Annotated in this window: 18 protein-coding genes; 6 read left to right on the forward strand and 12 right to left on the reverse strand. The window is 58.6% G+C overall.

Features of this window, described 5'->3' with window-relative positions; translation table 11 throughout:
• Positions 1-114: 114 nt before the first annotated feature.
• The 4 genes from ACR0I1_RS11245 to ACR0I1_RS11260 are packed head-to-tail and all read right to left on the reverse strand — an operon-like array spanning position 115 to position 3,023.
• Complete coding sequence (locus tag ACR0I1_RS11245) at positions 115-1,014, reverse strand: OmpA family protein (RefSeq protein ID WP_480706487.1); 900 nt, start codon at positions 1,012-1,014, stop codon at positions 115-117.
• Complete coding sequence (locus ACR0I1_RS11250; protein WP_480706489.1) at positions 1,011-1,568, reverse strand: peroxidase-related enzyme; 558 nt, start codon at positions 1,566-1,568, stop codon at positions 1,011-1,013. The genes ACR0I1_RS11245 and ACR0I1_RS11250 overlap by 4 nt, the downstream gene beginning before the upstream one ends.
• Before the next feature lie 25 nt (positions 1,569-1,593).
• A complete protein-coding gene (locus ACR0I1_RS11255; protein WP_480706491.1) occupies positions 1,594-2,304 on the reverse strand; it encodes a GNAT family N-acetyltransferase in 711 nt (236 codons plus the stop codon).
• Positions 2,301-3,023 (reverse strand): molybdopterin-binding protein, encoded by a 723-nt coding sequence (locus ACR0I1_RS11260; protein WP_170394779.1) that lies wholly within the window; start codon positions 3,021-3,023, stop codon positions 2,301-2,303. Before ACR0I1_RS11260 ends, ACR0I1_RS11255 begins: the two co-directional genes overlap by 4 nt.
• Positions 3,024-3,074: 51 nt before the next feature.
• Here ACR0I1_RS11260 and sfsA point away from each other — a divergent pair, with 51 nt between their 5' ends.
• The gene (gene sfsA, locus ACR0I1_RS11265) at positions 3,075-3,776 is read left to right on the forward strand and encodes a DNA/RNA nuclease SfsA (RefSeq protein WP_170426107.1); all 702 of its coding nucleotides are present in this window, start codon (positions 3,075-3,077) and stop codon (positions 3,774-3,776) included.
• A 109-nt stretch (positions 3,777-3,885) separates the two neighbouring features.
• Entirely contained in the window at positions 3,886-4,698 is an 813-nt protein-coding gene (gene map / locus ACR0I1_RS11270) for a type I methionyl aminopeptidase (protein ID WP_480706493.1), read from the forward strand.
• Here the strand turns inward: map and ACR0I1_RS11275 are convergent.
• The 4 genes from ACR0I1_RS11275 to ACR0I1_RS11290 are packed head-to-tail and all read right to left on the reverse strand — an operon-like array spanning position 4,686 to position 7,293.
• A complete protein-coding gene (locus ACR0I1_RS11275) occupies positions 4,686-4,865 on the reverse strand; it encodes a hypothetical protein (protein WP_170394788.1) in 180 nt (59 codons plus the stop codon). The two genes, map and ACR0I1_RS11275, sit on opposite strands and share 13 nt — an antisense overlap.
• Positions 4,866-4,890: 25 nt before the next feature.
• The gene (locus ACR0I1_RS11280) at positions 4,891-5,526 is read right to left on the reverse strand and encodes an HAD family hydrolase (RefSeq protein WP_480706495.1); all 636 of its coding nucleotides are present in this window, start codon (positions 5,524-5,526) and stop codon (positions 4,891-4,893) included.
• Between the two features lies 1 nt (position 5,527).
• Positions 5,528-6,085 carry a 16S rRNA (guanine(966)-N(2))-methyltransferase RsmD gene (gene rsmD / locus ACR0I1_RS11285; RefSeq protein ID WP_480706497.1) on the reverse strand — a complete coding sequence of 186 codons (558 nt, stop codon included), beginning with the start codon at positions 6,083-6,085 and terminating at the stop codon, positions 5,528-5,530.
• A complete protein-coding gene (locus ACR0I1_RS11290; protein ID WP_480706499.1) occupies positions 6,082-7,293 on the reverse strand; it encodes an NAD(P)/FAD-dependent oxidoreductase in 1,212 nt (403 codons plus the stop codon). The genes rsmD and ACR0I1_RS11290 overlap by 4 nt, the downstream gene beginning before the upstream one ends.
• Positions 7,294-7,392: 99 nt before the next feature.
• Between ACR0I1_RS11290 and ACR0I1_RS11295 the strand changes: the two genes are divergently transcribed.
• The 4 genes from ACR0I1_RS11295 (at position 7,393) to ACR0I1_RS11310 (ending at position 8,923) form a co-directional block, all read left to right on the forward strand.
• Entirely contained in the window at positions 7,393-7,878 is a 486-nt protein-coding gene (locus ACR0I1_RS11295; RefSeq protein WP_170408529.1) for a peroxiredoxin family protein, read from the forward strand.
• Between the two features lie 103 nt (positions 7,879-7,981).
• Positions 7,982-8,227, forward strand: a complete 246-nt coding sequence (locus ACR0I1_RS11300) for a glycine zipper 2TM domain-containing protein (RefSeq protein WP_170394802.1) — start codon at positions 7,982-7,984, stop codon at positions 8,225-8,227.
• A gap of 11 nt (positions 8,228-8,238) precedes the next feature.
• Positions 8,239-8,586, forward strand: coding sequence for a penta-EF hand family protein (locus ACR0I1_RS11305; RefSeq protein ID WP_170626752.1), 348 nt, complete (start codon positions 8,239-8,241; stop codon positions 8,584-8,586).
• A gap of 28 nt (positions 8,587-8,614) precedes the next feature.
• On the forward strand, positions 8,615-8,923 hold the full coding sequence (locus ACR0I1_RS11310) for a hypothetical protein (protein ID WP_480706501.1): 309 nt from the start codon (positions 8,615-8,617) through the stop codon (positions 8,921-8,923).
• On the opposite strand, the gene ACR0I1_RS11315 is transcribed toward ACR0I1_RS11310, so the two are convergent.
• The 4 genes from ACR0I1_RS11315 to ACR0I1_RS11330 are packed head-to-tail and all read right to left on the reverse strand — an operon-like array spanning position 8,906 to position 11,663.
• On the reverse strand, positions 8,906-9,211 hold the full coding sequence (locus ACR0I1_RS11315) for a 4a-hydroxytetrahydrobiopterin dehydratase (RefSeq protein ID WP_170394812.1): 306 nt from the start codon (positions 9,209-9,211) through the stop codon (positions 8,906-8,908). The genes ACR0I1_RS11310 and ACR0I1_RS11315 overlap by 18 nt on opposite strands.
• On the reverse strand, positions 9,208-10,395 hold the full coding sequence (locus ACR0I1_RS11320; protein WP_480706503.1) for a GNAT family N-acetyltransferase: 1,188 nt from the start codon (positions 10,393-10,395) through the stop codon (positions 9,208-9,210). Before ACR0I1_RS11320 ends, ACR0I1_RS11315 begins: the two co-directional genes overlap by 4 nt.
• Before the next feature lie 45 nt (positions 10,396-10,440).
• Positions 10,441-11,211, reverse strand: a complete 771-nt coding sequence (locus ACR0I1_RS11325; RefSeq protein ID WP_170515125.1) for a glycerophosphodiester phosphodiesterase family protein — start codon at positions 11,209-11,211, stop codon at positions 10,441-10,443.
• Positions 11,208-11,663, reverse strand: a complete 456-nt coding sequence (locus ACR0I1_RS11330) for a RidA family protein (protein WP_170394820.1) — start codon at positions 11,661-11,663, stop codon at positions 11,208-11,210. The genes ACR0I1_RS11325 and ACR0I1_RS11330 overlap by 4 nt, the downstream gene beginning before the upstream one ends.
• Between the last annotated feature and the right edge of the window lie 193 nt (positions 11,664-11,856).

Here is an 11,856-nt window from a genome sequence, read left to right on the forward strand (position 1 = left end):
ACTGCCTGCCAACAGGCCTGATGGCAAGACAGACGCACCGATTAGCTGCAAGTGTGCATCAGGCCGCGCCATCAGGGCAAGGGGGACACAGGGCGTCCGCGGTGCTCGCGCCTGTTAGTTGACCAGCAACACCGCCTCGACCCGGCGATTGAGATCGCGGCCCTCGGGCGTAGCGTTAGAGGTGATGGGCGCAAGATAGCCTACGCCCTGCGCCTCGATCCGGTCGGCGGCAACACCGTGCGCTTCGATCAGGCGCGCACGCACGGCTTCCGCCCGTTTGGTGCTGACCGCAATATTGGCCTGCAATGCGCCCGTATCATCCGTGTGCCCTACCAGCGCCAAACGGGTCGACGGATTGTCGGCCAGATAGCCCGCAAGCAGCGCAAGCGAGGCAAACGGCCCTTCGCCCAGCGCGACTTCGCCGGTGCGAAAGTGCAGGTCATCAAGGATGACATGTCCGGTACTGCTGAGATCGTTTAGCAATCCGGCAGGGCCCTCAACGGTTTCCTCGATCACAAGTGGCTGCGCAGGCTGCGTACCTTGCGGGGTTACCCGGATCATCTGCACATAGCCATCCGGCGGGTTGCGACTGACTAGCAGGCTTAATACCTCCGCGCCCCGGATCGCGGACAGAAAGCGATAATCGTGTATCGCCACATACATGTCGGGGGTCGGCACCACCTCGGTGCCGAAGCGGAAATCGAACCCGCCACAGGAGCGCGCCTCGCATTCGAAGGCGATTTCGAAGCCCTGTTCCTGCAACTGATCCCGTAGCGGCGCGAGAATTTGCAGCGTTGTGCTGGATCCAGCCTGTAGTCGCCATGTCAGCCGCTCAACACGCCCTTCGACGGTGCGCGACGGAACCGAGCCATCGGCAAACTCACCGGTCGGCAAATCATAGCTGTCCAGCGCGCTGGTGCGGTCAGATATCTGCCGGGCGTTGGCAGGCAGCGTCAGTTCCTGCGCCTGCACAGGCACAGCCAGAAGGAGGCTAAGAAACAGGAAACGGATCATCGGAACTGGGCGTGATACTCGGGATTAGGGACCATCGCAGTGGCGCTGGCGACGCGATTGGTCATGTTGAAGAAACCGGTGACATTGGCAATGTCCCAGATGTCGCGATCCGAGAACCCGGCGTCGCGCAATTGCTGGCGATCGGGCTCTTCGATTGTGGTGCTGGCGGTGGTCATCTTGGCGGCGAAATCCAGCATTGCACGTTGGCGCGCGTCCAATTTGGCGACGCGGTAGTTCATGACCAGCATCTCACCCAGCTGCGGATCGCTCGAAAGCTGCCGCACCGCTGCGCCATGAGCCACGAGGCAGTAGAAGCATTTGTTGATCGAGGACACCACGACCGCAATCATCTCGCGTTCCAGCTTGGTCAGCCCGCTATCGGCCAGCATCAGATCATTATACATCGAAGTGAAGGCATTCAGCTTGTCGATATCGAAGGCATAGGCGCGCAGGACATTCGGCACCATTCCCAGTTTCTCGACACATATATCGAAGTATTTCTGCGTCTCTGACGGTAGTGGGTCCACCATTGGCAGATCCAGGGCAGTAGGCATGTCCTGTTTGGTCAATTCGTCCTCCTCAGACGCGCTGGCGATAGTGGTATTCTCCGACGATCTTCATCCCAAGCGAGTGGTAGAGGCCATTGGCCCCCGCGTTCGCCTTGGTACAGATCACGCTAAGCGTCTGCGCGCCATTGTCCAGCGCCCAAAAGGCCGCGGCGCGCATGGCCCACTGGCCCAACCCCTTGCGGCGGTGATCCGGTAGGATTTCCAGCGCGTGAACCATCGCGATACCTTCATGGATCGCCACGAAGCCGGTTCCTGCGGGCTGATCGCTGTGGCGCAACAAAAGGCCGGTCTTTGGGCCCGGTGCCCGGTACATGATCGCAATCCGTTCGGGGCCGATACCGCCCTGCGCCCAGATCTCACGCATGATGGCCAGCGGTTCCCAGATGTTGAAAACAGTCACGCGCGGGATCGGGATATCGGTCAACTGCTGCGCCGGGCAGGAATAAATATTGACCGGATCAAGGATGTCGTAGCCGCGTTGCGCAAGCATGGCATCCAGCGCCTCATCTCCGGGCCGCAGGCAGAAGAGGCGTTTTTGACCCATCGCCTGCATGGCGCTTTCGGCCGCATCGATATCGGCACTGGTGACGTCCCCGGTGCGATTGGCGGCAGAGACGCGTGAACCTCCGCCCTGTCCTTGCCGCAGTCGAAATGGGCCTTGCGTTTGATAGCCGGCGGCAGGCCATGTGCCATCGACAACAGCGGCCCAATCGGGATTCAAAGCTCGATCTCTTTCGCAAGGCGGGTCATGGCGGCATCGATCCGTCCACCCTCGGTGCCACGCACGACGACGTTGGCTCCGAAGACGCCATTCGTCTGAAACGGATAACAGCCGATCGAAAGATCGCCGAAGTCTTTGGCCAGTGCGGCCAAAGTTGCTGCAATATCGCCTTCACCCCGATCCACACGCAGCGTCTGCGACAAAAGCGGGCTACCTCCGATGAGCGAAGGCAGAACACTCGCAACCATGGCCTGAAAAACCAAAGGCACCCCGGCCATGACATGGACGTTGTTGATGGTAAAGCCGGGCGCGGTCGAGACCGGGTTGTCGATCAATTCGGCCCCTTCCGGAATACGCGCCATGCGCAGGCGAGCGTCGTTCAGCTCCAGCCCGGATTTCTCGTAATGCGCCTCAAGCAATGCACGCGCGTCGTCGCGAACATCGATATGCACGCCAAAGGCACGGGCGATGCAGTCAGCGGTGATGTCGTCATGGGTCGGACCAATACCACCACTGGTAAACACATGGTCATGGGCCTCTGATAGCGCCCTTACGGCTGCCTCAATCGCGGGTGCATCATCGCTGACAATGCGCACCTCTTTCAGGTCAATGCCGTGTTTGGTCAGCTCTCCAGCCAGATAATGCATATTGGCATCGCGGGTGCGGCCCGAAAGGATCTCATCCCCGATCACCAACATTGCAGCGGTTGGATTGGCCATGACGCGCCCTCCCTCTTGATCGACCGTTAGGGCAGGTATAGGCCCTTGGCCATGCGATTTGAAACCCCCCTTGTCCCCGCTCGACTGATCCGCCGCTACAAACGCTTTCTGGCAGACTGCAGGCTGGAAGACGGGCGCGAGGTGACAGCCCATTGCGCCAATCCGGGCTCAATGATGGGGCTGGCAGAACCGGGTGAGAAAATCTGGCTGGAGCCCAACGACGATCCGAAGAAAAAGCTGAAATACGGCTGGCGGCTGGTCGATCATGAGAACGGGCATTTCACAGGGGTCGACACATCAGTCCCCAACAAGGCGCTTCGGTTGGCGCTCGAGGCGCGTGAAATCCCCGAGCTGGCCGCCTATGAAACCGTGCGCCCCGAGGTCAAATACGGTGAAAACAGCCGTATCGATTTCCTACTGACCGGGCCGGGCCTACCCGATGCTTATGTCGAGGTCAAAAGCGTCACCCTCTCACGCCAAGCGGGCCTCGCCGAGTTTCCCGACAGCGTCACCGCACGCGGCACCAAACATTTGGGCGAACTGGCAAAGATGGCCGTACAGGGCCATCGGGCGATCATGCTTTATCTGGTGCAAAGGACCGATTGCGATCGGTTTGCACTGGCCGATGATATTGACCCAGCCTATGCGGCGGCGTTTGAGGCGGCGATAGGGGTTGAACGCTTTGTCGTTGGAACTCGGATCACGCCCGAAGGCGTCTGGGTTGAGCCCGCCCGGCAATGGGGCGCGGGCTAGAAACTTCTTTGATAGACCCTATTTACTAGTTGAAAACCGAGCCCTCTGGTACTTTCTGCACAAGCAGCGTAAAAGAAGTGCTGCGTGAAATATTTGGAGTCCCGCACCGATGAAAGAACATCGTGGCCGTCTGACCAAAGACGGTATCCGCATCTATGAACAGAGTGACTTTGCCGGCATGCATGCGGCAGGGGCGCTGGCTGCGCGGATATTGGATGACATTGCTGAACATGTTTTTGTCGGCCAGACCACCGGTGCGATTGACGGGCTGATCACTCAGATGGTCGAGGATGCAGGTGCGGAATCGGCAACCATTGGCTACAAGGGTTATCAGCACGCCAGCTGCATCAGCGTGAACCACGTGGTGTGTCACGGCATTCCGGGTGACAAAAAGCTGAAGGATGGCGACATTCTGAATATCGACGTGACCGTCATCGTTGATGGCTGGTTCGGTGATACGTCGCGCATGTATGTGGCGGGTAAATTGCCGCGCAAGGCCGAACGGCTGATTCAGGTGACCCACGACGCACTGTTCAAAGGTATCGAGAAGGTCAAGCCGGGCAATACCTTCGGCGATATCGGCCACGCCATTCAGGCCTATGTCGAGGCGCATCGGATGAGCGTTGTACGCGATTTCTGCGGCCACGGTCTGGGCCGGGTGTTCCACGCGCCACCAAATGTCCTGCACTATGGTCGTCCGGGTACCGGAGCTGTGTTGGAAGAGGGCATGTTCTTTACCATCGAGCCGATGGTCAATCTGGGGCGTCCTGAAACCAAGACACTGTCCGATGACTGGACTGCCGTGACCCGCGACAAATCGCTGTCGGCGCAGTTCGAGCATTCGGTCGGTGTGACCGCAGATGGGGTTGAGATTTTCACCTTGTCACCGGGCGGCAAATATCACCCGACCTATTCGTCCTGATCGGTCGCCTGATCGCGTAGTAGCTTCAGTAGCAAGGTTTCATCCCGCCACGGGATGACCGCGTCGTGAATGAACACCGGCGCGCGCATCGGTTTGGGCGGAGGCCCAGTTGTGGTGTCGGCGTCTTTCGAAAAAGCCCAGAGCGGAGGTGTGATAGCGCGGTCCATGGACCAAGCATAACACGTTTATGGCTCAAAGTCCCAAAAGCTTGGGCGCATGTAACATGTCGGAGAACACTTCGGCCCCTAGTTCTTCCAATCGCACACCATCATCATGGGCCGCATAGCCCAGGCAGCGCATATTGGCGCGCATTGCTGCGGTGACACCGTTTTCGCTGTCTTCGATCACAACCGGCACCGTTGCGCCGAAATGCTGGGCAGCGGTCAGGAACAGGGTCGGGTCGGGCTTGCCCGTTCCAAGCACCTGAGCCGAAAACATCACATCTTGAAAACGCTCCCAAAGACCATTCTGGCCCAAAGTGATCTTCATTTTCTCAGGCCGCCCATTTGAGGCGACACAGTAGGGAATGTCGCTTGCATCCAGTTGCGCCAGCAATTCACGGATACCCGCGACCAGAGGCGTGCCTGCTTTCAGCGTCTCGTAGATTTCCGCATAGATTTGATCAGTCCAGTCATCCGGCAGATCAGCCCCCAGCTCGCGCGCCTTGTCGCGCACACCGGTCATGGTGCCGCCAACAAACAGGGACATGCATTCGGCTAAGGACAAGTGCAGGCCATGGCCAGCGAGATTGTCGACCATGACCTGATTGGACAAAACCTCGCTATCGACCAGAACGCCGTCGCAATCAAAGATAACCAGATCGTGCATCTCAGCCCCCTGTGCGCCACATTAGCGAGATATGCGTGTCGCCATATTTCCGCGTGTCGTGCAGCGTAAAGCCCTCGGGCGCAGTCATTGGGGTGCTTTCTTCCCAGACGATCAGAGCGTCATCAGACAGCCAACCACCTTGGGTGGCGGCGGCCAGTGCCCTTTGACCCAGAGCTTTTCCGTAAGGCGGATCCAGAAAAACCAGATCACAAACAGCGCCCGGGTTTTCGCCCAAACGGATCGCATCCCGCCGGATCAAAGTGGTCTGGCTGGCACTGCCAGTTAGGGCGATATTCTTGCGGATCAGACTCTGCGCGACCCTCCCATCATCGACAAACGTGACGTGGGACGCGCCGCGAGACAGCGCTTCAAGTCCCAATGCACCGGTGCCCGCAAACAGGTCGAGAACCTGCAAGCCGTCGAAGTCGATCTGATGATTTAAAACGTTGAACAGGCTTTCCCTTACCCGGTCAGTGGTCGGGCGAAGATGCGCACCGGCATCGCCTTTGCCAACCGAAGTCAGAGCCCGGCCCCGGAAGTCTCCGGCGATGATCCTCACGCTTTGAGCAGCGGTTTCAGGTCCGCTTCTGGGTCGGCAACAACAGCCGGATCAGCGGTCTTGCCCGCATCAATCAGGCGTTTGCCGACCATATAAGCGCGCGGGTCATTCATCGCGTCGACCGCGATCAGCTGATCGCCCTTGTAGTACCAGAAGGACACCGTCGCGCCCTCACCCTTGCGAGTCACCACACGGTCATAGCCGGTATTCAGCCCGGCGATCTGCAGCTTGACGTCATACTGATCGGACCAGAACCATGGCGTTGCAGTGTAATCCTTAGCCGCGCCCAACATGTTCTGGGCCACGATCTCGGCCTGATCAATGGCGTTCGGCACGCTTTCCAGGCGGATACGGCCTTCGCCATGCGGGAACGACGCGCAATCGCCCGCCGCCCAGATCGACGGATCTGAGGTGCGGCCATGGGCGTCGGTCTTGATGCCGTTATCCAGCTCTAACCCGGCCATTTCAGCCAGTTGAGTCGACGGCGCGATGCCGACGCCGACGACAACAAAATCCACCTCAAGTTGGGTGCCATCGGTCAGGACGGCGCCCGTCACCTTGCCACTTTCACCAACCAGACGATCCAACCCGACGCCCTCACGAATGTCGGCCCCGTATTCGGTGTGCAGCGTGCGAAAGTAGTCGCTTGTCTCTTTGGCCGCGACACGCTGAAGGATGCGGTCGGCCATCTCGACCAAAGTCACCTTGACCCCGCGCTTGGCACAAACGGCGGCGGCTTCAAGCCCGATATAGCCGCCACCAACGATCAGCGCGCGGGCGCCATCCGATACCCGAGGTTCCATCTCGTCGATATGGGCGAGATCTCGCACCACATGGACACCCTCAAGATCGCCCCCGATCGCTGCGGGCAGGCGGCGTGGGTCGGACCCAGTGGTCAGCGCCAGTTCATCATAGGTGATCACCTCATCGCCGAGGATCACCGTCTTGGCCTTTGGATCAATCGCCGTCACACGTTGACCCAACCGTAGGGTGATGTTGTTTTCGGCATAGAAGCTCTCGGGCCGCAGGAACAGGCGCTCCAGCTCCATCTCGCCCAACAGGTAAGCCTTGGACAAGGGCGGGCGTTGGTAGGGCAAATGCGGCTCGGCACCGATCAGGGTGATGTCACCTTCGAACCCGTCCTTGCGCAGCCGTGCTACCAAAGAAGCACCGGCCTGCCCTGCCCCGATCACGACAATATGGCTCATGTTTCGCTCACCCTGCAGAATTCACGTGGTTACTTTGTTTCGACCACCTATATTGCGGCAAAGCCCGACTCTGCAAATCCAAATGACAGGAGCGTAAAAATGATTGCAACAGGTGACATGCTGCCCGAGGCCACGCTGATCCAGATGGGTGCCGAAGGCCCCGAGGAGGTTCGGATTTCAGACAAGACCAAAGGGCGCAAGGTTGTGATCTTCGCTGTACCCGGTGCGTTCACCGGAACCTGCACAACCGCTCATGTACCAAGCTTCATGCGGACCAAGGACCAGTTCGATGCCAAGGGTGTAGAGGAAATCATCTGTATCTCGGTCAACGACCCTTTCGTGATGGGCGCCTGGGGAGAAAGCACCGGTGCAACAGCGGCCGGGCTGACCATGCTGGCCGATGCGGCGTCCGAGTTTACCAAGGCGATCGGCATGGATTTCGACGCCCCGCCCGTAGGCCTGATTGCACGCTCCAAACGCTATGCAATGCTGGTTGAAGACGGCAAGGTTGTGGCGATGAATCTGGAAGAAAACCCCGGTGTCTGTGAGGTCTCGGCTGGTGAAGGCCTGCTTGATAGTATCTGATCCCTGTCGGCCCCGGTTTGACCGGGGCCACGTGAAACGCATTTAACTTGATGCAACGCCCCGATGCGCCAATACTTGGCCCATACAACTGGGGAGTTCATTGATGCGACTGAAATTGCTTACATTGTTTCTTGGCACCGCCGGGGCCCTGGCGGCGTGCGGACCTGCACCCACACCCCAACAACAGGCTGCCCGACAGCACGAGATCGCCTGCCTGAGTGGTACCATAGGCGGCGCCCTGATCGGTGGAGTGATCGGCAATCAATTTGGCGGTGGTTCAGGCAAGACCATCCTGACGGCGGCGGGCGCCGCTGCGGGTGGCGTGTCTGGCGAACGTTACGCGTGCTGAGGAGATTTGAGATGAAACGAGTATTGATTATCACCACCGTATTCGTGATGGCTGCTGCTGCAAACGCCGAGACTGTCGCAGAACTGCACGAGGCCGAGTTGAATAACATCGACACCAACAATGACGGCTTCCTGTCCAAGGACGAATTCAACGCCTTCTCGGACTATGCATTTCAGGCAATGGACGAAGACAAGAACGGCACTCTGGGCCTGAGCGAAGCAAAACCGTTCTTGGATATCAAACAGTTCGAAGCCGTTGACCGGGATGGCGACAGTCTTATCTCAAAGGCAGAGTATGTCAGCCAAATGCAGAACGATTTTGACGCTGCGGATAAGGATGGCAACGGTCTCTTAGATTAAACGCCAACTTGGTTGGCAGGAGCGTGTCATGAATAAATGGATCTGCCTCGGTAGCCTGGTGGCTTTGGCCGCATGTGACGTACAGCAATCCCCGGTGATCAGCGGCCCTGATGGTCATGTGCAGATTCAGATCAATACCAGCGGTCTGACCTGCTATGAAAATCGGTGTCTCGACATCAATCCGTCGGCCCGCAGCGTGCGGTCCGTCGGCACCCGTACGATCAGAATTCCGGGCAATATCAATGTCAGCGACGGCACAATCACCCCGGCAGAATTCAAGCAGCTGGGAACGGCAACATTGCTGGCCGGTGGGACGGGTTCACGCGGAGACCGTTAGCAGGCTGTCCATCTTACGCGCCAGCTTGGCGTCTTGTGCAGACAGACCGCCAACATCATGGGTCGACAGGACCACCTCTACCGTGCGGTAGACATTCGACCATTCGGGGTGGTGGTTCCATTTCTCGGCCCAGATCGCCACCTGCGTCATCCAGCCAAAGGCGGCGACAAAATTATCGAAGATGAAGGTCTTGGTGATCGCATCGCGGTCTTCGACCATGGTCCAGCCATTTCTGAACAGCGGGTCCAGCAGCGGGCCGCGGGTCTCGGTTGACAGAAGTTCGGTCATTGCTGTTCCTCCGGGTTCGATTTCCTGAACGGGCCATAATCCGTCAGAATCTCGATCTCTTCTCCCACTGCGTGGGACTCGGCGTCCAGATATTTCTGAACCGCATCAGCAAAACCCGGATCGCCAACCCAATGCAAGCTATGCGTGCGCGTTGGCAGATAGCCGCGCGCCAGCTTGTGCTCGCCCTGTGCACCGGCCTCAACCCGGGCCAGTCCTTCTGCAATGGCAAAGTCGATCGCCCTATAATAGCACAGTTCGAAATGCAGGCAGGGGTGATGCTCGACACAGCCCCAGTAGCGGCCAAAGAGCGTTTCCCGCCCGATGAAGTTCAACGCCCCTGCGATGGGGTATCCGTTGCGTTCCGCCAGCACCAGAGCGATGTCATCTGTCATGGTTTCCTGAGCGATATCAAAGAATTGCCGCGTCAGATAAGGTGAGCCCCATTTCCGCGCGCCGGTGTCCTGATAGAACCGCCAAAAGGCATCCCAATGCTCGGGCCGCAGATCATCGCCGGTGATGGTGCGAATCTGTCCGCCGAAATCGCAGGCCTGCGCGCGTTCTTTTTTGATGTTCTTGCGTTTGCGCGAAGATAGCGCGGCGAGAAAGCCATCAAAGTTTGTGTAGTCGTCGTTGAGCCAGTGAAATTGCTGCGAGTGACGCACCATCAGGCCCATCTGTTCCCCTGCCAGCGCCTCGGCCTCGGTACAGAAGGTCGCGTGCAGGGAAGAAATCCGATTCTCGGCGGCCAGTTGCACCGCTCCTTGCACCAGCGCCGAGATCCCGACAGCATCGTAGCCGGGTCGCACCAAAAAACGCCTGCCAGTCGCGGGTGTGAAGGGCACCGCGATCTGCAGCTTGGGATAATATCGCCCGCCCGCGCTTTCATAGGCATGAGCCCAGCTATGGTCGAAGATGTATTCACCCTGGGAGTGCGACTTGGCAAACATCGGGGCTGCCGCAATCAGCATCCCGTCCAGATAGGCTGTCAGGTATTGCGGCTGCCAGCCAGTACCACGCCCGACCGAGCCGCTTTCTTCCAGGGCATGCAAAAACCGATGTGTCGTGAACGGATCAAGCGGTCGCCCGCCATCGGCAACCTCAGGGCAGGCGCAACTGTCCCAGTCGCTCGCGGAAATCTGCGAGACCGATGTCAGAACCCGAACCTCAATCTGTGCCTGATCCATATCCCCTCCGCGCTGCACCTTTATCTGTGATCGCGCGCGCCGGGATCAAGCGGGATGTTCGGCCAGATAGCCTTCGAACGTAACATTATCGGCAACCTTGCGTGCCTCTGCTTCTTGTTCAAGCGAACGCACGGTCCAGCACAGGATCGGCACACCCTGTGCCTTCAACTCAGCGACCCGGGGGCGGTCAAGATCGATGACTTCATGGCTGATAAAGCTGGCTCCAACGCGGTCGAAATCCGGGATGTTGCGCAGATGATCGCAGACGGCTTGCGGCAGAAGCTCGACCTTGGGCTCATAAGAGCTGGTAACGAGACCGCGCGGCAAATGTGGCGCAAGGCGTGCAATCTCTGCGACTGAATGCGGGTTGAACGACATCAACGCGACCGGGCCTTCATAGTCTTTCAGTGCGCTTACAACATCTGCTTCCAAAGCGCCGATATCGGGGCCCATTGCACCATCTTGATCCTTCAGCTCGATGAGCAAGGGCACCCGTCCTGCAACAATGGCCAGCACCTCTTCGAGCGAGGGGATACCTTCACCGTCAGAATGCAGAAGCGTCTGGGCCCGCGCTTGTGTCTCGGTGATCTGTTGGATCGGTCCGGGCTGCCCGGTCAGACGTGTCATGTCATAGTCGTGAAACACCATGGCCCGATTGTCACGGGTGCGTTGCAGATCAATCTCGACCCCATAACCGGCGTCAATTGCGGCACGAATGGCGGCCCGGCTATTCTCGGGCCGCTGATCAGAAATGTCATGCAGCGCGCGATGTGCTATCGGGCGCTGCAGGAACTCAGACGGAAGGGACGGTTTCATTGAACCTCGAAAATACCCTCGATTTCAACGGCAACACCCAAAGGTAATGAGGCTGCGCTGACGGCCGAGCGCGAATGACGACCGGCGTCGCCCAGCGCTTCGACCAGGAAGTCGGAGGCCCCGTTGATCACCTTCGGCTGTTCTGTGAAATCAGCGGTCGAGTTTACAAAACCGGTCAGCTTGATCACGCGCACCAGCTTGTCGATATCGCCACCACAGGCCGCCTTGACCTGAGCCAACAGGTTGATGGCGCAGACTTTGGCTGCAGCGGCGCCTGCCTCAACATCCATATCATCACCGAGCTTACCAGTGATCAGATCATCCGCCTTGGAGATCTGGCCCGACACGTAGACAATGTTGCCAATGCGCACGAAAGGAACGTAGTTCGCTGCCGGAGCAGGTGCGTCCGACAGGCTGACACCCAGGCTGTCCAGTTTTGCTGCGATGCTCATGTGGATTATCCTCATCTCATAGTGATTCCGCGCGGACGCTAACCGGGAAAACCTGTTTCCGAAAGCGTGAAAGCGGGATTTTTCCCATTGCCTGCAAACTGGGCAGGTCTTCTCTTATTCAGGAAGTGTTGAATTCGTGTCACTTTACGTCGCCCCATCGGCTGAGGTAAACGCGAGTTGTTGTTTCAAATCC

The organism is Ruegeria sp. B11 (assembly GCF_056539785.1).

Bases quoted from the DNA above. Each gene is read 5' to 3' on its own strand.
- ACR0I1_RS11280 (WP_480706495.1), bottom strand. From the start codon at position 5,526: ATGCACGATCTGGTTATCTTTGATTGCGACGGCGTTCTGGTCGATAGC.
- ACR0I1_RS11320 (WP_480706503.1), bottom strand. From the start codon at position 10,395: ATGGATCAGGCACAGATTGAGGTTCGGGTTCTGACATCGGTCTCGCAG.
- ACR0I1_RS11250 (WP_480706489.1), bottom strand. From the start codon at position 1,568: ATGCCTACTGCCCTGGATCTGCCAATGGTGGACCCACTACCGTCAGAG.
- sfsA (WP_170426107.1), top strand. From the start codon at position 3,075: ATGCGATTTGAAACCCCCCTTGTCCCCGCTCGACTGATCCGCCGCTAC.
- ACR0I1_RS11290 (WP_480706499.1), bottom strand. From the start codon at position 7,293: ATGAGCCATATTGTCGTGATCGGGGCAGGGCAGGCCGGTGCTTCTTTG.
- ACR0I1_RS11310 (WP_480706501.1), top strand. From the start codon at position 8,615: ATGAATAAATGGATCTGCCTCGGTAGCCTGGTGGCTTTGGCCGCATGT.
- ACR0I1_RS11330 (WP_170394820.1), bottom strand. From the start codon at position 11,663: ATGAGCATCGCAGCAAAACTGGACAGCCTGGGTGTCAGCCTGTCGGAC.
- ACR0I1_RS11325 (WP_170515125.1), bottom strand. From the start codon at position 11,211: ATGAAACCGTCCCTTCCGTCTGAGTTCCTGCAGCGCCCGATAGCACAT.
- ACR0I1_RS11305 (WP_170626752.1), top strand. From the start codon at position 8,239: ATGAAACGAGTATTGATTATCACCACCGTATTCGTGATGGCTGCTGCT.
- ACR0I1_RS11300 (WP_170394802.1), top strand. From the start codon at position 7,982: ATGCGACTGAAATTGCTTACATTGTTTCTTGGCACCGCCGGGGCCCTG.
- ACR0I1_RS11260 (WP_170394779.1), bottom strand. From the start codon at position 3,023: ATGGCCAATCCAACCGCTGCAATGTTGGTGATCGGGGATGAGATCCTT.
- ACR0I1_RS11315 (WP_170394812.1), bottom strand. From the start codon at position 9,211: ATGACCGAACTTCTGTCAACCGAGACCCGCGGCCCGCTGCTGGACCCG.
- ACR0I1_RS11245 (WP_480706487.1), bottom strand. From the start codon at position 1,014: ATGATCCGTTTCCTGTTTCTTAGCCTCCTTCTGGCTGTGCCTGTGCAG.
- ACR0I1_RS11275 (WP_170394788.1), bottom strand. From the start codon at position 4,865: ATGGACCGCGCTATCACACCTCCGCTCTGGGCTTTTTCGAAAGACGCC.
- map (WP_480706493.1), top strand. From the start codon at position 3,886: ATGAAAGAACATCGTGGCCGTCTGACCAAAGACGGTATCCGCATCTAT.
- ACR0I1_RS11295 (WP_170408529.1), top strand. From the start codon at position 7,393: ATGATTGCAACAGGTGACATGCTGCCCGAGGCCACGCTGATCCAGATG.